Source organism: Lentisphaerota bacterium (assembly GCA_016873675.1).
Taxonomy (GTDB): domain Bacteria; phylum Verrucomicrobiota; class Kiritimatiellia; order RFP12; family JAAYNR01; genus VGWG01.
This window is the reverse complement of the sequence record VGWG01000034.1, coordinates 1-20,575: the sequence shown is the minus strand read 5'-3', so window position 1 is coordinate 20,575 and position 20,575 is coordinate 1. Positions and strand designations below refer to the sequence as shown.

The 20,575-nt window shown below is 65.3% G+C and carries 14 protein-coding genes; 4 read left to right on the top strand and 10 right to left on the bottom strand.

All coding sequences use genetic code 11. The annotated features are described in order from the left end of the window. Nucleotides 1-18: 18 nt before the first annotated feature. The 3 genes from pbpC to FJ222_06175 are packed head-to-tail and all read right to left on the bottom strand — an operon-like array spanning nt 19 to nt 7,947. Nucleotides 19-2,352, bottom strand: coding sequence for a penicillin-binding protein 1C (gene pbpC, locus FJ222_06185; protein MBM4164013.1), 2,334 nt, complete (start codon nt 2,350-2,352; stop codon nt 19-21). Beyond that, nucleotides 2,220-7,604, bottom strand: a complete 5,385-nt coding sequence (locus FJ222_06180; protein MBM4164012.1) for a hypothetical protein — start codon at nt 7,602-7,604, stop codon at nt 2,220-2,222. Before FJ222_06180 ends, pbpC begins: the two co-directional genes overlap by 133 nt. A 1-nt stretch (nt 7,605) precedes the next feature. Further along, complete coding sequence (locus FJ222_06175; GenBank protein MBM4164011.1) at nt 7,606-7,947, bottom strand: PadR family transcriptional regulator; 342 nt, start codon at nt 7,945-7,947, stop codon at nt 7,606-7,608. Between the two features lie 575 nt (nt 7,948-8,522). Between FJ222_06175 and FJ222_06170 the strand changes: the two genes are divergently transcribed. Both FJ222_06170 and FJ222_06165 read left to right on the top strand, forming a co-directional pair. Beyond that, entirely contained in the window at nt 8,523-10,226 is a 1,704-nt protein-coding gene (locus FJ222_06170) for a serine/threonine protein kinase (protein MBM4164010.1), read from the top strand. Next, nucleotides 10,181-10,840 carry a thiamine diphosphokinase gene (locus FJ222_06165; GenBank protein MBM4164009.1) on the top strand — a complete coding sequence of 220 codons (660 nt, stop codon included), beginning with the start codon at nt 10,181-10,183 and terminating at the stop codon, nt 10,838-10,840. Before FJ222_06170 ends, FJ222_06165 begins: the two co-directional genes overlap by 46 nt. A 3-nt stretch (nt 10,841-10,843) precedes the next feature. On the opposite strand, the gene recA is transcribed toward FJ222_06165, so the two are convergent. Next, nucleotides 10,844-11,899, bottom strand: a complete 1,056-nt coding sequence (gene recA / locus FJ222_06160; protein MBM4164008.1) for a recombinase RecA — start codon at nt 11,897-11,899, stop codon at nt 10,844-10,846. 141 nt (nt 11,900-12,040) lie between these two features. Beyond that, complete coding sequence (locus tag FJ222_06155) at nt 12,041-12,475, bottom strand: NUDIX domain-containing protein (GenBank protein MBM4164007.1); 435 nt, start codon at nt 12,473-12,475, stop codon at nt 12,041-12,043. A gap of 178 nt (nt 12,476-12,653) precedes the next feature. On the opposite strand from FJ222_06155, the gene FJ222_06150 reads away from it, so the two are divergent. Together FJ222_06150 and FJ222_06145 are read left to right on the top strand one after the other, a co-directional pair. Further along, complete coding sequence (locus FJ222_06150) at nt 12,654-13,250, top strand: TetR/AcrR family transcriptional regulator (protein MBM4164006.1); 597 nt, start codon at nt 12,654-12,656, stop codon at nt 13,248-13,250. A 10-nt stretch (nt 13,251-13,260) separates the two neighbouring features. Next, complete coding sequence (locus FJ222_06145; protein MBM4164005.1) at nt 13,261-13,488, top strand: zinc ribbon domain-containing protein; 228 nt, start codon at nt 13,261-13,263, stop codon at nt 13,486-13,488. Nucleotides 13,489-13,510: 22 nt separating this feature from the next. Here FJ222_06145 and FJ222_06140 read toward each other — a convergent pair whose 3' ends face one another. The 5 genes from FJ222_06140 to FJ222_06120 all read right to left on the bottom strand — a co-directional run. Next, a complete protein-coding gene (locus FJ222_06140) occupies nt 13,511-15,208 on the bottom strand; it encodes a formylglycine-generating enzyme family protein (GenBank protein MBM4164004.1) in 1,698 nt (565 codons plus the stop codon). A gap of 10 nt (nt 15,209-15,218) precedes the next feature. Beyond that, nucleotides 15,219-16,925 (bottom strand): hypothetical protein, encoded by a 1,707-nt coding sequence (locus FJ222_06135; GenBank protein ID MBM4164003.1) that lies wholly within the window; start codon nt 16,923-16,925, stop codon nt 15,219-15,221. 2 nt (nt 16,926-16,927) lie between these two features. Further along, a complete protein-coding gene (locus FJ222_06130; GenBank protein ID MBM4164002.1) occupies nt 16,928-18,802 on the bottom strand; it encodes a cobalamin B12-binding domain-containing protein in 1,875 nt (624 codons plus the stop codon). A gap of 6 nt (nt 18,803-18,808) precedes the next feature. Further along, nucleotides 18,809-19,483: a hypothetical protein gene (locus tag FJ222_06125; protein MBM4164001.1), complete on the bottom strand. Its 675-nt coding sequence runs from the start codon at nt 19,481-19,483 to the stop codon at nt 18,809-18,811. 20 nt (nt 19,484-19,503) lie between these two features. After that, nucleotides 19,504-20,575, bottom strand: a 1,072-nt coding sequence (locus tag FJ222_06120; GenBank protein MBM4164000.1) for an NADP transhydrogenase subunit alpha, incomplete at its 5' end; no start/stop codon positions are given.

The window sequence follows — 20,575 nt, the reverse complement described above, 5'->3', positions numbered from 1 at the left end:
CGACAGGCATCTGGCACACTATTCCACGATAATTCGGATGTGATCGCCAGGGCCGCAGACAGCGCTGCAGACGATCTGGTGAGCGCCGCGTTCCAGGGTCCAGAAGAGCGGCTTGCCCGCATGCGACACCCCGATGGGCCGGTCATTCACGAACCAGTGCAGCGGCTCGCCCGGCTCCGATCCGGTTGCCGTGAGCGGAATCTGCTGCACGCCGGAATCCAAGCCGCTCATCCAGCGGAAGGTGCTGTCCCGAGCCGGCGTGATAATCCTCACCGACCCCGCCGCCCGCGCGACCGGCGGCGCCTCCAGCGTGCCCAGTCCCGCTGGCCCGGTCTGACCGCCGTGCCCCGCGCACAGTTGGCACCGGGTCACCCGCTCAATCGCGAAATCCTCCGCGCCCAGCGGGCAGTGCCGCCCCGGCAGGAGCCCGCTGACCGCGCAGGCATGCCGCGCCGTCACGCTGGCCGGCCGCTCGTACCAGGGGCTTTGGTTGTCTGGATACAGGCTTCGAAACAGCTCCCACGCGATCGGCGTCGCCGCGGCCCTCCCAATCAACTGGTCCGACCCCGCGCCGTCCGGTCTCCCCACCCAGACGCCGATCACCACGTCGGGGTTGTACGCCACCGCCCAGGCATCGCGCAGCCCCGCCGAGGTGCCCGTCTTCCAGGCCATGCGCGGCAGCCTCACGTCGGCCGCATGCCCGGTCGTGTCCATGGCGCGCTCGTCCCCGCTCAACATCTCCGCCAGAATCCAGCACGCCTCTATCGAAAACACCCGCCGCCCCGTTGCCGCCCGTTCATCGCCCTCCAGCACCCGCACCGGAGCCAGGACCCCGCCGCGCGCCAGACAGGCGTACGCATTGGCCAGATCCAGCAGACGCACCTCTCCGTTGCCCAGGACCAGCCCCAACCCGTACTGCTCCGCCGGTCGGGACAGGGTCGCCAGCCCCAGCCGTTTCACCGTGTCGTAGAAGGGTGCCTGCCCCACCCGCCGGACCACTTCGATGGCGGGCATGTTCAACGACAACACCAACGCGTCGCGCGCGGTGACCCGTCCACGGAACAGCGGATCAAAATTCTGCGGATCATAATCGCGGAAGCGCGCGGGCACATCAGCCAGCACCGATCCGGGGGTGAGCCACCCCTGGTCCAGGGCCATGGCGTACGCAAACGGCTTAAGGGTGGACCCGGCGGACCGCGCGGCCAGCGCGCCATTCACCTGTCCCGCCGGCTGCGCCGCGTAGTCGGGCGAACCGACCATTGCCCGCACCGCACCCGTCCGGACTTCCAGCATCACAACGGCCCCGCTGTGCATCGGGCCGTCGCGCAAATGGCGGCGCAGCATCTCCCCGGCCCGATGCTGCCACACGGGATCGAGCGTCGTGCGCACAACCCCCTTCGCATCGGCGCTCGCCCCCGGACCCACCCATTCGCTGAAATGCGGCGCGTCGAACGGATAGGGCGACGGACGCGCCGCGACGGGCTGCGCCAGGGCCTCCGCCTCCTGCGCCGCAGTGATGCACCCACACGCCCGCATCCGCGCCAGCACATACGCCTGCCGCTTCCTGGCCCGGCTGGGATGGCGGTCCGGCCGCCCGCGTGACGGCGATTGCGGCACCCCCGCCAACAGCGCCGCCTCCGCCAGACTGAGGTCGGCGGGCCGTTTGCCGAAATATCGCCAGGCGGCCGCCTCGATGCCGACGATGTTCCCGCCGAACGGCGCGCGGTTCAGGTAGTGCGCCAGGATCGTCCGCTTGTCGTAGCGCTGCTCCATCTGCAGCGCGCGAAACGCCTCCACCGCCTTGGCGCCCCACCGCCGCGGACGCGGCTCGACCAGCCGGATGACCTGCGTGGACAGCGTCGAAGCGCCCGACACGGTGCGTCCGGCGGATACATTCTGCGTCAGCGCGCGTGCCACCGCCAGGAGGTCCACGCCGCCATGCGACCAGAACCGCCGGTCCTCTGCGGCAACCAGCGCCTGAACGATCCAGTCCGATGGATCGGGTCGATACGAGGGACGACAATCGATGTCTCCCTCGCCCAGCCACACGCGCAGGGGCTGCCCCAGCCGGTCCGTCAGCACCACCGACGCCGGGTAGTGCGCAAAGGTCTGGTCGGGGAACGGCGCGAGGCGCGCCGCCAGCCACACCGCCGCGCAGACGGCCGCACCCGCGCTCAGGACCGCGCCCGCCAGCCGGGCCGCTCGATGGAGTCCGTTCCTCACGGCGTGACTCGCACCTCCCCTCCCCCGCTCACACTGCGAATGTCCGGTTCGTACATGCCAGACACCGTGAGGGGTGGATGGCGGAATACACCGGGAGTGACCGCGCGCGCCGCATAATGGAAGACCGATTGGTACCGTACGGCCCCGGTGAAGAACAGCATGCGGTCATCGCGCGCGTCGCGGTACCGCGCGGGCTCGGCCTGAGCCTTCAGCCACGTCGGCGTGGATGTGGTCATGAGATTGGGATTCTCAATCTCCCATCCAGCAGGCAGCAGGTCTTCCACCACGAGCTGGTCGAGCTCGCGCCCCAGCGGATCTACGGTGATTCGCACGACCACCAGATCGCCCTGCCTGAGGGTTGACGGATCGATCAGCTGGCCCGCGCCGTTGAAGCATTCCCGCCAGGCCTTCACGCCATGCTGCGTCTCGGGCTCCGCCGTGAGCGACACGCCCGTGAACTGCCCGCTCAGATACATCGGGCCGGGGCCGTCATTGACGAGGGTCAGGGAGCCGCCTTCGCCGGGCCCGTACGCGACCTGGACCTCCTGAGTGCTCGACACGGTCATCACGCTGCCGTCGGGCCGCGTCAGCGATCCGGTAAACGGCTGCTCCCGGCCTGCGCTGCGCATCAGGTATTTGCCAAGGGCCAGCAAGACCATCGCGTTGTCGTAGGTGTTGCCCCACTGGCCGTCAACCTGCCGGTTTTGCAGATAGAGCGCCAGTCGCCCCACAGCTTCGTTGGCGGGGTCCACGTCAAGCCAGGCCGACAGCAGCAGGGCGGCGTCCTGAACGTCGCTGTTCAGCAGGTAGCCGGGCAGGCGGCTGCGGGGCGTCGGCAGTCCCAGCCGGTCCAGAATCTCCACCGCCTGCCGCGGCTCGCCAATCAGCAGCAGCGTCGCAGCCACCCGGACGCGCGTGGCATAATAGAGGCGGCCGCTCTGCTCGCGCAGCCGCGCGGTCCATCCGGCGTCGGGACATCCCGCACGCGCCAGCATCTGGCACACATACGCGCGCTCGTCCATTTCGTACAACCATGCGGGCGCGCCGACCTCGATCGAGGCGTTGCGCTCCAGCCGCTGCCGCAGCCAGCCCAAAACCGCATCCAGCCGATCCTGCGCCACGTCATAGCCCGCCGCCCGTGCCTCCACCAGGAAATGCGCGGCATACAAGGAGGCGGAGGCGTCCGTCTGCCCCTCAAACGGCCAGAGGGAGAATCCGCCGTCGCCCTGCTGCATCGCCCACACGCGCTGAATGGCGGCGTTCACCCGCGCGCGGGTGTCGCCCTCGGCGACCGCGCCGGGGGCCATCAGGCGGGCCGGCCAGTCCGCCGCGTACAGCAGCGGAAATGCGCCGGAGACCGTTTGTTCGAGGCAACCGTAAGGATAATACCAGACCTGCTCCAGCGCGCGGCTTAGTTGCATCGCAGGCATCGCCGAGATCCGGGCCCGCTGGGCCACAGTGGCGGCGATCCAGTGGGTCGGCGGCGCGAGGCTGACGCGCTCGCCAGCCTTCAGCACGCGGCTGACGGTTTGCGCCTGAAGGGCCGACGCGGTTCGCACGGCGAGTTCGGTGGTTTCGTCGTAGCGGTCGGCCCCGGCCTCGGTCTGGATGCGGAGCAACGCCAGACCCGGGCCGGGTCCGCCCGTGAGCCCCAGCGGCACGCGCGCGGAGCCGCCGGCGGGGATGGATACCTGCAGATCGGCCGTGTCGGCCCGAAGCGGGCCGCCGCAGGTGACGCGTACGCGGGCGTCTTGTGCGGTGGCGCCTGTGTTATGGAGCACGATGGATGCGTCGCACCGGTCGCCTGCCGCGAGAAAACGAGGCAGGGCCGGTTGCACGATCAGGTCGCGCCTGACGGGAACCAGCGTCTGCGACGATCCGCACTGCGCGGCGTTGTACGCCACCGCCATCACCCGCAGAGAGCCGGCAAACTCGGGGATGTCCAGCTCGACCGTCGCCTGTCCGTTGCTGTTCAGGGGGACGTCCGCCTGCCACAGTGCGACCGGCTTGAAGCGTCTGGCGGTGATTGGGTTCAGCCGACGCCGCAGTCCTTCCCCCCCATCGCCGCCCATTCGGGAAGCGGCCGTGATGGCGTCATCCAAGACCGGTATGAGCTCGTTGTAGAGGTCATACAGCGTCACGCCGAGGCGGCGCTGCGCGGTGAAAATCCGGTTCGGATCGGGCGTCTGGAACGCCGTGAGCAGGCAGATCCCCTCGTCCACGGCCATCACGGTGACGGCGCCCGCCACAGGCTGGCCGGTCTGGTCGCGAACCGTCAGCCGGGTTGTCAGTTTCGTTTGCGGCCGTTGCGACGCGGGAACGTCGGCGGTCACGGTCAGGCTCCGGCCGGGCCGCTCGACCGGCATCGCGAGGGCACCGAGGGCGCGGTGCGGACTCCAGACCGATTCCGCGACGGCGGGCCGAATGAGGGTCAGCACGCAGTAGACGTTCGGCGCGTAGGCGGCCTGCACCGGGATTTCCAGCTCAGCCGTGTTCTTCTCCAGCGCCACCACGCGCGCCTCCAGCACGCGGTCGGATTCGATCGTGAGCAGCGCGACGCCGCTGAATGGCGCCTTGACGAGGAGCCGCGCGGTCTCGCCGGGGCGATAGCGTTCTCGGTCCCAGGCCAGCTCGATACGCCCGGGCTTTTCGCGGCTCCACGCAACCCAGTCCTGCTCCGGCGACGCGGCATAAAACGCAATGCGCGTGGAGGCGCCCGATGCGGGGTCGCTCGCGGTCAGCAGGTATGAACCGGTGGCGTCCACCGCGAAGCTCCACGCGCGCGGGTCGCCGCCTACGGCGAGGGTGTCCTCCCGGACCGTGACCACCTGCCGTTCCGATCTCCATTCGTAGCGTCCGCCAGCGACTTCGCGCAGCGCCGAGTGCCACAGCACCCGTGAGAGCGTCAAGACGACCGGCTTGCCCCCGCCAGACGGACTGCCGTCGGGCAAGACCTCCACGACGTCGACACGCTGGGTTTCGCCTGCGCGAATCGTCCCTTCCCATGCCGTGCGCAGGCCGATGTAGAAGGGATAGGCGTCCATGACGGCCGAGCCGCTGGCGCTGACCGGCCGTCCGCCGTTCTCGATCACGGTCGCCTGCTGCACGATCTGCAGCGCGGCGGGGGGGCGCCAGGCGGCGGCGCTTTCGACGATAAACGACGCGCGGCCCGCCTCGTCCAGCGTCTGCGAGCCCAATTGGATTTCCAGAGGCGCGAAGGACTTGTCGTCATCGCCAAATCGCCAACCGTCCCAAGCGGGGGGCTCGAAGGGCGCGGCCAGGATCGTGACGTGCCCTTGAACGGAGAGGCCAGCGGCGGCCCGGCCAAACAGGTGTTCTGCTCGGACCTGGAAGCTCAGATCCTCTCCCGCGCGGGCGCGTCCCGGCGCGCATTCCACGGCAACGCGAATCTGCGGCGGAACAAAATCCTCGAGAGCCACCGAGGTCGCGCCCAGTACGGTGAATGTTCCCGGCATCACGAGCTCCACCGAGTAGCGCCCGGTCGGCAGGTAGTCCGGCATGTGCACCGTCGTCCAGGCTGACCCATGCGCGTCGGGCATCACGGGGATATCCTGGAAGACCCGGCCATCGGGACGGCGGACGCGGAAGAGCGTGGGAAACGGCGCTGGCGCGCGCTGCTCCGTGTCGCGCACCAACGCCTGCAGGAAGGCGGTCTCGCCAGGCCGGTAGACGCCGCGCTCGGTAAAGACGGCAGCCTCCATCGCGCCCTGCGTCAGGTACGGAGACCCCTCCACGCCAGCGCCCGGGTCCACGCGGGTATCGCTCAAATCCAGGCAGGACAGGTCATCCTCCCGGCGGGCGGTGATGAGGAAAGGCGCGTCGCCCGCCGTCCAGCCGGCGAGATGCGCCACGCCGTGCTCATCGGTGACGGCACGGGCCAGCGTCTGGTTGTTGCGGGCGTACAGCGTGATCTCCGCGCCTGCCACCGGGCGGCCCGACTCGAGCGAATTGATCCAGACCAGCGCGCGGCCCGAGGAGAGGCGCGCGGCGATGCCGAGATCGGTCACGACGATCAGCCGGCTGTCATCGTTGGCCTCCACCCAGAACACGCCGCGAGTTTCTTTTGTCAGCCCGCGCAGATGGATCCACGCGCGGACCGACTCGTTGAGCGGCGCGGTCAGGACATTCGTCTGCAACACGGCTGCCCCGGCCAGCTCGTCCATATTCGAGCCGACAGATCTGTATCTGTTTTCCTCACGCAAGGCGAGCGCCACGAGATTATTCGCATAGACCGGACGGAGCGACGCCGTCCACGTCTTGATATTGACCGCCTGGACGGGAAGGGCGAGGCTTCCCTTGGGCGACAGGTAGCGGCCACCGGTCTCGAATCGCAAATCGGCCGTGCGATTGGGGAACTGCACCAGCCGGGTGATGGGTTTCTCCAGTGCCACGCCATTTTCCGCCCGCAGCCCCGTCTTGAAGGTCACGGCATAGACCTTGCCCGGCTTAAAATCGCCCGCGATCCGGAGCCCGCGCCATCCGCCGGAGCCTTCGAACGTGCATCGAACGGCCGGGTCAATCTCGACGAATGCATCCAGGCCGTTGGAGTCGGGATACGCATTGAAGTCCGCCTGGAGCACGGGCGGGGCAAAGGCGGGACTGCGGGCGCTGAGCCGGACCAGATAGAACGAGGGGGCGAGCTTCACCGAAGCCGCGTACGCCTGCTCAGACGGTTCGACACCCGCGTGGCCGGGGAAGCCTTGATCCAGGAGGTATTTCACGTGATCGTCTGCGATGGGCTCAGTCTCGATCCAGATGGAGTTGGTGCCAGCCAGACCGTGCAGGCGATACGCCACATCGGCTTGATGATCGGTCGAGAGGTGGAGAAAACGGGCCAGCAAATCGCGATCCGGTGCCGCGTTGAAAGCCAGGCGCAGGGTCAGTTCCCGTCCCGCGGACCAGTTCATCTGCTCGACCTTCAGCAATTGCAGCGCCGCAGGCGCGTTGGACACGGCGGAAGGATTGGGCGGGGGGGCGGCGACCGGCGACCGGGTGGTTGTCCATTTCCAGACGCCATAGGCATTGACCAGCAGAAAGGCCACGGCGAGCGCGAACCCGCGATGCGGGTAGCGGGATGGGCGCGGCGCGTAAGGGGCCGCAGCCTCCCGGCTGGCCGCGTCTTCGGCGATGCTTCCGGCGACATCTTCGGCGAAGTCTTCGGGCGCATCCATGGTGCCGATAATCCGTTCGATGGCGCCGGGGGGAGGCGTGTCGCCTTCGCGGCGCAACGCCTCGCCGATGTGCTCGCGCAGACCCGCGAGGATGTCACGACGCACGGCGTCGGGCTTGTGAGCGAGGTTGCGTTCGACGGCGTTCAGATACGCGTCGATGGATCGGTTAAGGTCAGCGGTTGGGCTCATGTCAGGATTCCTTCGGCTGGGTTGTTTTCAAGCGTTCGACCGTCTCCATCAACAGGGGCCAGTAGGCATTCATCTCCGCTAGGCGGATCTTGCCGTGAGGGGTCAGCGCAAAATAGCGGCGCGGCGGGCCGGCCGGGGACGGCACATCGCGCACCTTGAGCAATTTTTCGTTGCGCAGGCGCCCCAGGATGGGGTAGACCGTGCTCTCCGAAACGGACAGGTCGTCCATGCGCTTCAGCGCCTGGACGATTTCGTAGCCATAGCTCTCGCCGCGCCGCAGCACCAGCAGGACGCAATACTCCAGCAAACCCTTGCGCACCTGTGTGATCCAGCCTTCGATCATAGACTACTCCGTTTCACGTAGTACGTAATACACCCTAGCCGGGGTCCGTGTCAACGGGAAAAGGACGAAAAATGATGCAGGCCGGTGAGCCCCTATTTTATAGTTGAATCGGCGCGTGAATGCGTTCAAAATAGGTCCACTTCCCAGTTTGCCGCCTCAGGGCGGCGGTTCAGATGTCGGGACCTGTGCGTTATGAAAAGTCTGTTGCGTGACCTGGTGGCCTGTTGGGCCGTATTCGCGTGCCGCACGGCGGCGGCGCTCGTGATCTGCGGCGCATGCGGCCACGAGGGATCGGAGGAGCAGCGCGTCTGCAGCCACTGCGGGGCGGTCGTCGGTGCTGACAAGCCCCAGGTTGCGGAAACGCCCGCCACCGCGACGGTGGCACGGGTCACGATAGATTTGCAGGCGGTTCTGGAAGCGGCCCGTGCCGATGCCCGAGCGGCCACAGAGATCGAGGAAGCCAGGCCCGAGGTGGCGCTCGGCTATTACCGCAATGCGTCTGCCCTCATGCGACTGCTTCCCGACGCCATGATCCCCGACGATTCGGGCAAGCGGCTCGTTGAGAAGGTGAGCCAGTGCAGGCTGAAGATGCAGAACACGTTCAAGCCATGCGCCGACTGCAACGGACTGGGCCGCCGCAAGGTGAAGATGCTCTCGTTGCAAGGCGACCGGGAGGGTGTTCTGGCCGGCGAGGGGATGCTCTGCAAGGCGTGCGTCGGCACCGGTCGGATGCAGGCGGCTCGCAACGCCGACGACTTGCGGCTGCTTCTGGCGCAGGGGGTGCGGGACCACGAAACGCGGCAGCAGGCGGCGCGCCGGGTGGCGGTGGGCAACGTCTGGGTGCCGGTGACTCTGGCGGAGGTGTTGACGCCCCGTCTGCAGGCGTTGCTGCGGACAGCTGCGGCCTCGCCCTGCGAGGCCTGTCAGGGGCTGGGCATCCAGACCTGCGGCGTTTGCACGGGACAGGGGCGGACGGTGTGCAGGCATTCCGGCTGCCAGAACGGGATGATCCAGAAACGGCAGTCCAATTCGCTCTCCCCCGAAACGGCGTTGCTCGTGAAGACGCCGTGTCCGTCGTGCAACGGGAGCGGCTGGATCGCCTGCGTGGGTTGCACCGGCAAGGGACACGTGGTGTGCCGGACATGCGGCGGCTTGGGACAACCGAAGAAATGCGCGACCTGCGGCGGCGCGGGAACGGGCGCCTGCACCCGGTGCAAGGGCACAGGCAAGGTCACGGGCAGGAATCGCGTGGAGATCCCCTGCGCCGCCTGTGGCGGCGAAGGTGTCGGTTTGTGTTCAACCTGCAAAGGAGAGGGATGCGCGAGGCGATGATGACTCCCCCGGTCATAGAAGGCTTCGATATCCTCGGCCTGCTCGGCCAGGGGGGCATGGCGACCGTCTGGAAGGCCCGTCAGCGCTCGATCGACCGTCTGGTGGCGATCAAGGTGCTCTCGGCAAACGTGGCGACCGGTTCCGACGATCTGCGGCAGTTTTGTGATGAGGCGCGCGCCACCGCCAAAATCTCGCACCCCGGGATCGTTCAGGCCTATGACGCGGCCTTCGCGGAGAACCTCTATTTTGTAATGGAATTGATTGACGGCTACACGGTGGGACAGTGGCTGCGCCGCAAGGGGCGGATACCGCTGCCGGATGCGCTGCTGGTGGCCGAGAGCGTGGCCGCGGCCCTCGATTACGCGTGGGAGCAGGTCGGGATGATTCACTGCGACATCAAACCCGACAACATCATGGTGGATTCGGACGGCACGGTGAAGGTGGCCGACCTGGGGTTGTCGCAGACCCATCTGGCTCAGGCGCTCGATTCTGACGAGGTGCAGGGAACGCCCAACTACATGTCGCCCGAACAGATCCAGGGGGGCGACATCGATTGCCGTAGCGACATCTATGCGATGGGCGCGACGCTGTATCACATGTTGACGGGACAGTTCCTCTTTAACGGCAAACCCACAACGGTGCTGGATGCGCATCTTGAGAAGGCCGCCCCCTCGCTGAGGCAGTTCAACCCGGAGATCCGGGTGCCGGTCGCGCTGCTCGTTGAAAAGATGCTGTCCAAACTCCCCCAAAACCGCCAGCAGAACTGGCGGCAGGTGATTGACGACCTGCATCGGGTCGGCCACGACCTGCCGCCAACGGACATGAGCGCCGCCTGCGTCAGCAGCATGGAACGCGATGCCAAAACGGACGCGATCATCCGCTCCATCAGCCGCAAGATCGTATGGAAGAAACATCCCATCAAGCGCTTCATCCTGGGCGCACGGTAATTCTCGCCGACGGCGACTTTCCGCTTCACCCGGAGCCGCTCGCCTACTGGGCGGCCGCCGAGCGGGTGGTGTGCTGCGACGGGGCGGCCCGTCAGGCGGTCGCGCGGGGCGTCGAACCGGCCGCCGTGATCGGCGACGGCGACAGCATCTCCCCCGCCTTGCGTGATCGGCTGGGCGCGCGCTGGGTGTGCGAGCCGGGACAGGCCGACAACGACCTCGCCAAAACCCTCCGCTATTGTCTCGCCCGTGGCTGGCGCAGGCTGGCGATTCTGGGCGCGACGGGGCGGCGCGAAGATCACACTCTGGGCAACCTGTCGCTGCTCGCCGATTGCTGCGCCGAGGCCGATGTGGTGCTGGCGACCGACACCGGCCTGTTCACCGCCCACGCGGGCGATGTCGAACTCGCGTCATGCGCGGGCCAGCAGGTATCGATCTTTGCCTTCGATTCCCGGATGCCGATCAGGTCGCGCGGTCTCCGCTACCCGCTCAACGGCCTGCGTCTGAGCCGGTGGTGGCAGGCGGCGCTAAACGAGTCATTGGGTGACTCGTTCGCGCTCTCCTTCACGGGCGGGGTTGTGCTGGTCTTCCGGACCTGGGCGGTCCGCCCCGGTTGAGCCTCACTCCGTGACAACGGGGGGGAGGCCCGCCGCATCGTCTGCAGCGCGGCCGAGCTGGGCGGCAGTGGGCTTGAGCTCGCGCACCTGGGCAACGATCTGGGCGGTGATCTCGGGGTGCGTGCGGAGGAATTCCGTGGCGGCCAGCGCCCCCTGTCCGATCTGTTCCGTACCGAAGGAGAGCCAAGACCCGCGCTTGCTCACCACGTTGGTTGCGATCGCGGCGTCGAGCACAGAACCCTCCCAGGAGATGCCGCGGGCATAGAGGATGTCAAACTCGGCCTCCGTGAAGGGCGGTGCGACTTTGTTCTTCACAACCTTGACGCGCGTGCGGTTGCCGATCACTGTCCCAGACGGCTCCTTGATCGCGCCGATCTTCTGAACGTGCAGCCGGACCGAGGCATAGAACTTGAGCGCCCGCCCGCCCGGCGTGGTCTCGGGGTTGCCGAACATGACGCCGATCTTTTCGCGCATCTGATTGGTGAAAATACAAAGGGTCTTGGTCTGGGAGATGGCCGATGTGAGCTTGCGCATCGCCTGCGACATCAGCCGCGCCTGCAGTCCCATGTGGGAGTCGCCCATGTTGCCGTCGATCTCGGCCTGGGGCGTGAGCGCCGCCACAGAGTCAACGACCACCACGTCAAGGGCGCCCGACTTCACGAGCTGCTCGGTGATGGTCAGCGCCTCCTCGCCCGAGTTGGGCTGGGAGATGAGCAGATCGTCGAGCTTGACGCCCAACCGGCGGGCATAATTGGGGTCCAGCGCGTGCTCGGCGTCCACAAACGCGGCCAAGCCGCCATTTCTTTGCGCATGGGCGATGACGTGGAGTGTGAGCGTCGTCTTGCCCGATGATTCCTGCCCGTAGATTTCCACCACACGGCCGCGCGGCAATCCGCCGACCCCGAGCGCGAGGTCGAGGGAGAACGAGCCGGTGGAGATGACGGCGATGTCCTTGGTCGCCGAAGCGTCGCCCATCCGCATGATGGCCGCGTCGCCGAACTCCTTGCGGATCTGCGCGAGGACCGCCTCAAGCCCGGATGCTGTCTTTTTTTCTGCCATGGGAATGCTCCTTATGAATGAGGGAATGCGTTCAGGATTCAGGGTGCAGATTGTGGCATGAATCCCCCGTGGAAACAAGGCAAATGACAGCAATTCTACAGACACTTCGGCATGTCCTTCCGCCAGACGGCCACGCCGTCATCAGGAGCCCGATGTCACGAATCCCGGCCGCTTCAGCCACAGCGCGAGCGCGCGGCACAGCGGCGCTGGTTCCAATCCCGCCTCCTCCAGCCGGTCAACCGGGTGCCAGAAGAAGCGGATCCACGGCTCGCGCGCCTGCGGGTTGTGATCGGATGACAGACCGTGGAGTGTCACGCCGAAGACCAGATTGATCTCGGCGTGCGGCTTCCCTTTTTGCACAAAACCATGTTCGCAGCAGCCGAGAAAGCGCCCGATGCGGGCCGCGACCCCGAGTTCCTCATCCATCTCGCGCGCCAGCGCCACCCGCGCCGTCTCGCCGAATTCGATGTGTCCGCCCGGCAGATAGCTGAGTCGCCCCCCGTGGCTGGAACGGCACAGCAACACCCGCCCGCTCTGGATGCACACCCCCCGGACAATCGTTTCAATCGCATTCATACTGCGGCTTCCTTTCTGGGATTGTAGTGCGGCACAAACGGCTCTGTCAACTCGATCTTGCCCTGGAATTCTCCCTTGACACCCGTCAAAATAATGTCAAACTATCGCACCATGTTTTCGCGGGATCGGCTGCGCGCGGGCGCGGGGCGCGCCACCGCGAAAGCGAACGGTCTACGTTATGGGCATTGTCGTCAATCATGAAGCACGCCGGAGGGATATTCTGCAGAAGTCCCTTCGCCTGTTCGCCGAACAGGGATACCATGCCGTCACCTTCCAGAAGATCGCGGATCGTTGCGGCATCGCCCGCACCACCCTCTACACCTATTTCCGTCACAAGGGGGATATTTTTGATTACACCATCCGTCTCTCCACCGTCGAGCTGGCTGAAAAGTACGTGGAGATCTCCAGCGCGCCCCTGTCGGCGTCCGAAAAGATCACCCATCTGCTCGAACACGTGCTGCGCGTTATTTTCCGCCACCGGGTGCTTCTGACGGTGATACTCGACTACGTCCTCAGCGTGCAGCGGACCGGGCGCAGCATGCGCAAGCCGATCGAACGCCACACCATCGGGCTCAAAGCCGTTTTGCGCCGCCTGCTCAAGGAGGGGATGGCGGCGGGTGAAATCGCGCACCAGCCGGTCGGCGCGGCCACGGCGCTGCTGTACGGCATCATGGAATCAGCCATTCTGCGCATCACGATCAGCGAAAACGCCAAGTTTGACGAATTGAAAGCGATGATCAACCAGACCCTGAACGGGCTGCGTGCCAAGACCTGATAAAAACCCTATGCCTATTTACACCTACACCTGCAGATCCTGCGCCAAGACCTTTGACCACCTCGCCCGCACGCTGTCGGACACGGCGGCGACCTGTCCGCTCTGTGGAGCGGCCAAGCCGGTCAAGGAACTCGCCGCATTCGCGGCCGGCGTATCGAAGTCCCCGGCGCCGGCCTGCGGCTCCTGCGAAGCCGCCCCGCGCTGTCCGCACGTCTGTTCAGGCGGCTGCCACCCGTAGCCCCCCGGGCAGGGTTCCGGGTTCAGAGATCACCCGATGCCTGATCGGCTTGCTTGATCTGCTTCTCCAGTTCGTCGGTCGGACCGATGAAGAAGATCACCGACCCGCCTTGCACTCCCGGATCTTGCATCGGCGCAAGGTGCATGCAGGGGATGGAGCTGTTGCCCCACACCTGACAAGACACGGGCCCCACGCGAGCCACGAACGCAGTGCCGTCGTAGGACCGCAGGACCCCGTGGTCGCCGGGAGACACGGCTTCGTCAACCGCCCAGAAGAACGGCGTTCGTTCGTCCACGCCAAGCAGACCCTTGCGCCAGGGACGGAATCCCGCCGGCATGTCGGCCACACGCACGAACCTGCCATCGCGAACCACGCCCTGAACCATCCGTTCCTGACTGGAGAAGAAGGGGCTGATGGTTTTCATGCAGACGTCATACATCGTTATCGAAACCTGCTGACAGTCGAAGCGGAAGCGCACGCTGTTGCCGTCCACCCATGCGTCAAGCGCCAGCCGCTTTCGGTTTTGTTCGCGAACGTAACCCGCTCGCTGGCCCTCGGGCGAAACGTTCCATTGCACGTCGGATCCGGGGGCCGGCCAGTGATTGGCGCCAATGAACGGCCCGAACGTCGCTTCCGGAAGGTCAATCACCCAAATACTGTCCGGAAACCACGGCACCCGCACCTCGAGGGAAGACGTTTCGGTGCCGCGCAGCGTGATGGGCTCCTTCAGATACAGGTCGCGGCGGATATCGAGTGTGCGGGGTAGAATGCGCGGGTGCGGGCTGTACGCCGCGCGGGCCACGCCGTTTGACGGCGGCTGGTCCGAGGCGCAGCGGAACCCCGACACGTAATTGCGCATGTCCGGGCACCAGCCGAACCGGGCCGTGACCATGCGGGAATAGGGCTGGGTGTGAAACACGCTGGAACCGGCGAGAACATGCGTCTGCGCGCCCCAGGTCGTGCGCACGTACTGGCAGACCAGCCCCACCATATCCTGGGCGCCACAGGGACTTGCACCCTCCGGCCAGGACCCTATGGGAAAACTCGATGAGAGCGGAATTTGGCCGTGTCCTTCATAGCATGCGTTGGTCGAAAACGCGCTGCCCCACGGGTACAGCCGGCCGTCGGTTCCGCGCGCCGCCAGTTCCCATTCCGCTTCCGTGGGCAGCCGCTTGCCGACCCAGCGCGCGTACGCTTCGGCGTCGGTGGCATTCACGCCGATCATCGGCAGGTTCTCCATGCCCGGCTGGTCCGGAGGCCAAGAACCGGTCAAGTCCCGCCAGCCAACGACCCATCCGTTGGTTATGATCGGGTAGCCGGTCGCCTTCATGAACCGCGCAAATTGGCCGCGCGTGACCGGGTATCGGTCCAGCCAGAAGCCGGGTATGTTCGTGGTGATCCGATCCGAATGGTCCCTCAACAGATCCACATGTACACCGGCGGCGGCGGCGGCGCGCAGTTTCTCCCCCTGGGTCATGCCGTAGAGGAAAGCCCCGCCCGGCACGTGCACCATGTCCCGGTCCAGCGCCTCGGCTCGGTCTGGCGCCGTCTGCGCGCAACCAGCCGCCAGGACGCACAAGAACGCCACCGTCCGCAAGTGAATGGACACGCAATCGCGTGTCGGCACGCAACGGGCCGCACGGGCCGAAAGCATGGGTGAACCGGTCTGACGCAGCGATGTCATGCGTGAGAGCATGACAGAAGCGGGGGTAACCGTCAAGATACCGCACCTATCCGTTACTTAAAATGTCCGACCGGAGGAGGGTTTCGATCTGGTTCGCGTTCACGGCTCCTTGCAGCCTCTTTTCAGATTCGGGGTTGGCCATGTTGCGTGCAATGAGCGCCAGTATTTGCACATGCACATCCTCCACGCCAATCGGTGTGGCAAGCAGGAATAGATAACGAACAGGCCGTCCATCCGGGGCATCCCACTCAATGCCGGATTCCGAACGGCCAAATGCGATTACGGGATTCTTGACGGTTTCGATGCGGGCGTGAGGAACGGCAATGCCCGATCCGAGCGCCGTCCCGTACTCCGTCTCGCGCGTCAGGATCGTCGCCAGCACGTGATCCTGATTCTCAATGCCGCCAGCCTGCGCCAAGGCGAGAGACAGCTCCCGAATCGCGCCTGGTCGATCCGTTGATTGGAGATGCGGGATGATCGCGGCGGTGCAGAGGAAGTCGCCCGGTTTCACGGCCATTCGCCTCGCAAAGGACCGTTTCATCCAAGGACCCATGAGCATCGTTGAGAGGATCGCGCCAAAAATAATGGACACAAATACGGAGTCCGTGATAATGCCGCTTTCCTTTGCCAGAATGGCGATCACGATCTGCATGATGCCGCCGGGCGTGTGCGCGATGGAAATCAAATCGCGGTTCATGCGTGGCACAGAACTCCAGGTCACCCCCAGCCACGCGCCACTATAGCGCCCTCCGATGCCCGCCACACAGATGACACTGACGGCCAGCCAATCGAATTCACCGACAAAGTCGATTTTGAGCCCAATGGTTGCAAAGAAAACCGGCACAAAAAGCGAATGCACCAATTGAGAAATAATCCCCCGCGTTTGTTCGGAAACCGCCTTTGCTTCGCCTACCACGATGCCCGCAATAAAGAAGCCGAACAGCGCGTGTATGCCCATCCACTGCGTGATGCTTCCAAATAGCAGCCCCAGCAAGACCGTGATGGTGAGTGAGGTGCCGGGCTCCGGTACTTTCTTTTTCTTCAGGTGTTCGAATAGCGCGCTGGACGCTCGCCTCCCCAGTGTCAACGCCAATACCGCAAAGGCGATGGTCCCGGTGAAGACTGTGGCAATCGAGCCGAAGGCGACTGCACCGGAGGTGAACACCCCCAGCATGATCGTGAATAGAACCCAGCCGATGAGATCATTGGCGGTGAGCGCCGATAGAATCAGGTACCCCATGTCCGATTTGAGCAACCGGAGATCGTTGAGGACACGAGCCGTTGCCGGAAGCTCGCTGATCGTCAATACCGTCCCAATAAAGAGCGCCACGAGCCACCGTTGTCCGGGATCGACAAAATAGCGGCCCGGCATCCAGATAAAGACCGCGAATACCAGGAGTATCGGGATGATGATATCGGCGAGCGCAATCATCAATGCGCTCCCGCGCCGCCGCCAGGCAATCGAGAAATCCACTTCCAATCCAGTGTCCAGCAGCAGCAACAGGACGCCCAGCCACGCCACCGTATCCAGCATCGCCCATTGAATGGCATCCGGAGGGAAGAGCGCCTGTTGAAGATCCGGCAAAAATCGGCCCAGCACGGTGGGGCCCAAAAGCAAGCCGACCAACATCTCTCCCGGAAGACTGGGCTGATTGACGCGACGCAACAATGATCCCGCCCCGCGTGCGCATCCCATGAGGATCAGGAGCTGGAGCAGAAACACGAAGATATGATGTTCCTCGAGGAAATGCATAATCAGGACACTCCGTGTGGTGGCTGCTGGGAAACGGCTGAAATCCGTTCGGCAGCCGGAATGGGACGCCCATCCGGATACACGAGCGTGACGGATCCCCGGATGAGCCGGGTCTGCTGGCGGACAGCCGCCGCCAGTTCATCCCGGCATTCCCACAGGTAGGGGACCGGAAGATAACCCCGGGCGAACGCTTGATAAAGACCCTCGGCCGAATACAGATTGGGAATGGCCTGCTCCATGGCTTTGAGCACGGTCCGGGTATCGGCCAGCAACGCATCGGTTCGCGCTTTCACATCCGGATGATCGGTCATGTCGTCAATATCGCCCGTGCGCCTCAGGCGTCGATACTCGTTGAGCGCGTGGCGTGTGATGCGGATGCTTTCCCCGATCACGGCCGGATCGGCCAAATCGAAGCCCTCGGAATAGCTCACGACGTGGATCAGCGGCGGGCTCGATTCATCGCGCGGCTCGATATCATCCATGAGCGCGGTAACGGCGGCCAGTTGGGCCTTGGCTGTTTCCGGGTTGGGTGAGAAAGAGTCCAGCCCTCCACGGGGCTGGAGGATGACGCGGAAGGATGCGTCCTCAAGAGGCCTCACGAGGGCTAGGATGGCGCGGGCTTTGGCGAGGTCCTGCACGCCCCACGTGGCACGGGGCGTGTTCAGCATGGTTTGCAGGATGAGTGTGCGCAAGCCCAGCGACTTGGCGGCGCGGGCCGCTAGCACGGTGGCCACGAGGCCGGTCACATCGTCCGAGCCACGAAAAGCGAAATGGTGGGAGACATTCGGCTCATAGGGTTTCCCTGTCGCTGCAATCTGGCGGAGAGCCTCGAACTGATGGATGAGATTCTCGCGGAGCGGATAGGGTCCGCGGCCGTCGAGCGTGCAGAACCACCAGAGGGACAAGGCGTGCCACGCCATGTGGAGACGCTCCTCGTACAAGCGGGCCAGTTCGGAAAGCCGGGTTGTTCCGGCGTAGGTCCGCACCAGCATGGGGCGCGCCGCACGCCAAACCGCCTCGAACTCGTCGGGTGTGTTGAGTGGAACGCCCCCGCCGTTGGGGGTGCTCCCCCACGCTTCACCAAAATGTGACTGGCTCAATTGGGATGTGCCGATGGAGAGAATGTCGAGCAAGCCGTCTGCGGCCAGTTGCTTCGACCAGTCAAGAAAGAGTCGCACGGCCTCGGCGCGGTCCTGCAGATAAGGCCCGGCATGGGCGCGCATGAGCGGCGGCAGGCCGTGCTTCAGGCCGTGGTCCAGACGCGCGATCAGGGTGTCCTCCGCCCCCCCGAATCCGGGGTAGCCCGTTCGAACGACCGGCCGGATGCCGAGATGGCCTCCCTGTCGGATCAGGTCTCTGCCGAACGCCAGCCGGTCCTCGTCGTAGCGGACGCCGGCCGCGAGTTCGCGAGGAATGCGGGACGGCTCCACGCCGAGCCGACGGAGGGTTTCGGCGGGCGTTTCGTCGCCTTCGAATGTGGCGGTGACGGCCGGGATGTTGCGCCGGACGAGATCGCAGGTTTTGGGAAGTCCCGCAAAATAGAGCCCACGGATGGGGCCGCCACGCTCAGCGAGCAGGCGGCGTTTTTCGAGCCCCTGCACCACCTGCGCCACCAGGCGGAGCCCGTCCCCGGCGTCGAGGCGGTAGCTGAGGCCCAAGATGGTGATGCCCCGGTCCCGGATCCAGCGGGCCAGGACATCCATCTGATCCGGATGGTCGATCCGGGCCAGGGCTGCCGAGGTGGGGCTGTCCGCGAGGATGCAGCGGACGCCGCAGTCTCCAAGCAGTTGGGCCAGCGACGTCAGCCCCAGGGTATGGGCATCGAGCGCCGGCCGGGTCAGCCCGACGCAATCCGACTGTGATACACGCACGAACATGACGCTCTATCCTTCAAGGTCCGGTTTCGACACATCCCGATGCTTTTCTTTCAGATCGGCGATCAGCTTTTCCATGGCCTTGCGAGCCAGGTCTTTACAGCCCATGCCGAACGCCAGTGCCATTCCAAGGGCGAATGCGGCAATGATGATCTGGATGACGCCGGGAAGAATGGCGCCTCGGAATTCGGCCTGCTCCAGCGCGAGGGCACAAACAATGATCGTGCCGGTCCAGCGCGCAATCCGCGCCCACAGGTTGGCGTAGGGATTGCCGGCATTGCGGGTTACGGTTCTCAGAAAACCGGCGAGGAACCCGACCGCCATCAGGCCCACGATCAGCACCAGCCCGGCGCTGAGGATGGCTGGCAAGGCAGAGGAAGCCCGTTGGCGCAATTCATAAATGGCGGCGATATCCAGGATGCGGGCGGCTTCGAGGAAAACGACGATCAGGATCAGTCCCGAAACCCCGCGGCCGACCAGTTCGGCGGGTGAAAAGGTGACCCCTCCTTTCCTCAAGAAATCGGCGGCCCCCGACCGGTCGCACAGATGGTTGAAGCGGAGCAGCCGCAGCAGCCGGACAACGACCAGCCGCATCAGGATGGCGGTCAAGCCCCCCAAAATCAGGGTCACGGCGGCGGCCAGCCAATGGGGCAGGGCCGATAGATGAGTCAGTATCGTTTCCATCGGGATCTCCTTCGGGTTGATTATTCCATGCCGACAGCGAACTGCCGGATTTGTTTGACGGACATGCCTTCAATGCCCATCTGGGCGACGGTGCGGCCTTCGGCCCAATAATCGGTTTCGTGCATGGCGTTGGCCAGGCCAATCGCCATTTCCGTCATGGGCATGGCCACACCCAGCATGCGGCCCAGAGACGCCAGAGGCACCAGACTCATGGGCACGTCTTCCGTGACATACCGGTGGAAGATCGTCTGGGGCGCGCGGATTCCAAAATACCCCGTGGTGTTCTGGATTGCCTCGTAAAGATCCGCTCCCGACGACCCGTAGGTGAGGTAAAGCCATTCACGGGCAGAGACCGTGTGCACGCCGATCGAGGCTGACACGGCCACCCGTTCTGCGTCCAGGCGCTCGAGGGCGCGGGCCACCGACGGGGTGATGCCGCCGCTGTAATAATCGAAATCGCCCTTGGTGGATTCGATCCACCCCGCATTCAGCAGGGTCAGCGTGGGGTGAAAAATAGCGCCGATGTTTTCCATGCCGGTCGAGAGCACGCTGTCCCCCGCTGCAAACTGGGGAAAGGGCCGTTGCAAGACCGGGAGCGCCTCGGGGATACGGTAGGCGGGAAGGGTCGCGAACCGGACGGTGTTCTTGATGCGGAAAATGCGGGCTTCCCCGCGCGAGAGCGCGCGGGAGGCGTAAAGGAACGTGGAGGTTTCTCCAACCAGGAAGGGAACGTCCACCTGCTTGGAGGTGATCGCATGCTGGAACGCGAGCGCGCCGCCGGTGCGGCCGGGATTCAATACCACCAGCTGCCCCGGTCGCAGGTGGGGGGCCATTTGCTCCGCGATAAACCGGTGGGCGGTGGCGGGCACGACGACCATGATGACATCGGACCCGGCCATGGCCTCGGCCATGGATGAGCTGGCCGCCTGGATGGGACCAAACCCGTCCACTTCACCGGTGACGCGAATGCCGCCCTCCCAGCGCACCGCATGCAGGTTCTCTTCCGTTCGGTTGTAGAGCCGGACGGGAAAGCCCATGATGCCGAGATGGCCTGCCATGGCCAGACCGCCGTGCCCCGCGCCCACGACGGTA

Excerpts from the sequence above, each read along its gene's own strand:
- recA (MBM4164008.1), bottom strand. The coding sequence starts at position 11,899 with ATGGCAGAAAAAAAGACAGCATCCGGGCTTGAGGCGGTCCTCGCGCAG.
- FJ222_06180 (MBM4164012.1), bottom strand. The coding sequence starts at position 7,604 with ATGAGCCCAACCGCTGACCTTAACCGATCCATCGACGCGTATCTGAAC.
- FJ222_06125 (MBM4164001.1), bottom strand. The coding sequence starts at position 19,483 with ATGGAAACGATACTGACTCATCTATCGGCCCTGCCCCATTGGCTGGCC.
- FJ222_06150 (MBM4164006.1), top strand. The coding sequence starts at position 12,654 with ATGGGCATTGTCGTCAATCATGAAGCACGCCGGAGGGATATTCTGCAG.
- FJ222_06165 (MBM4164009.1), top strand. The coding sequence starts at position 10,181 with ATGGAAGAAACATCCCATCAAGCGCTTCATCCTGGGCGCACGGTAATT.
- FJ222_06135 (MBM4164003.1), bottom strand. The coding sequence starts at position 16,925 with ATGCATTTCCTCGAGGAACATCATATCTTCGTGTTTCTGCTCCAGCTC.
- FJ222_06155 (MBM4164007.1), bottom strand. The coding sequence starts at position 12,475 with ATGAATGCGATTGAAACGATTGTCCGGGGGGTGTGCATCCAGAGCGGG.
- FJ222_06175 (MBM4164011.1), bottom strand. The coding sequence starts at position 7,947 with ATGATCGAAGGCTGGATCACACAGGTGCGCAAGGGTTTGCTGGAGTAT.
- FJ222_06130 (MBM4164002.1), bottom strand. The coding sequence starts at position 18,802 with ATGTTCGTGCGTGTATCACAGTCGGATTGCGTCGGGCTGACCCGGCCG.
- FJ222_06145 (MBM4164005.1), top strand. The coding sequence starts at position 13,261 with ATGCCTATTTACACCTACACCTGCAGATCCTGCGCCAAGACCTTTGAC.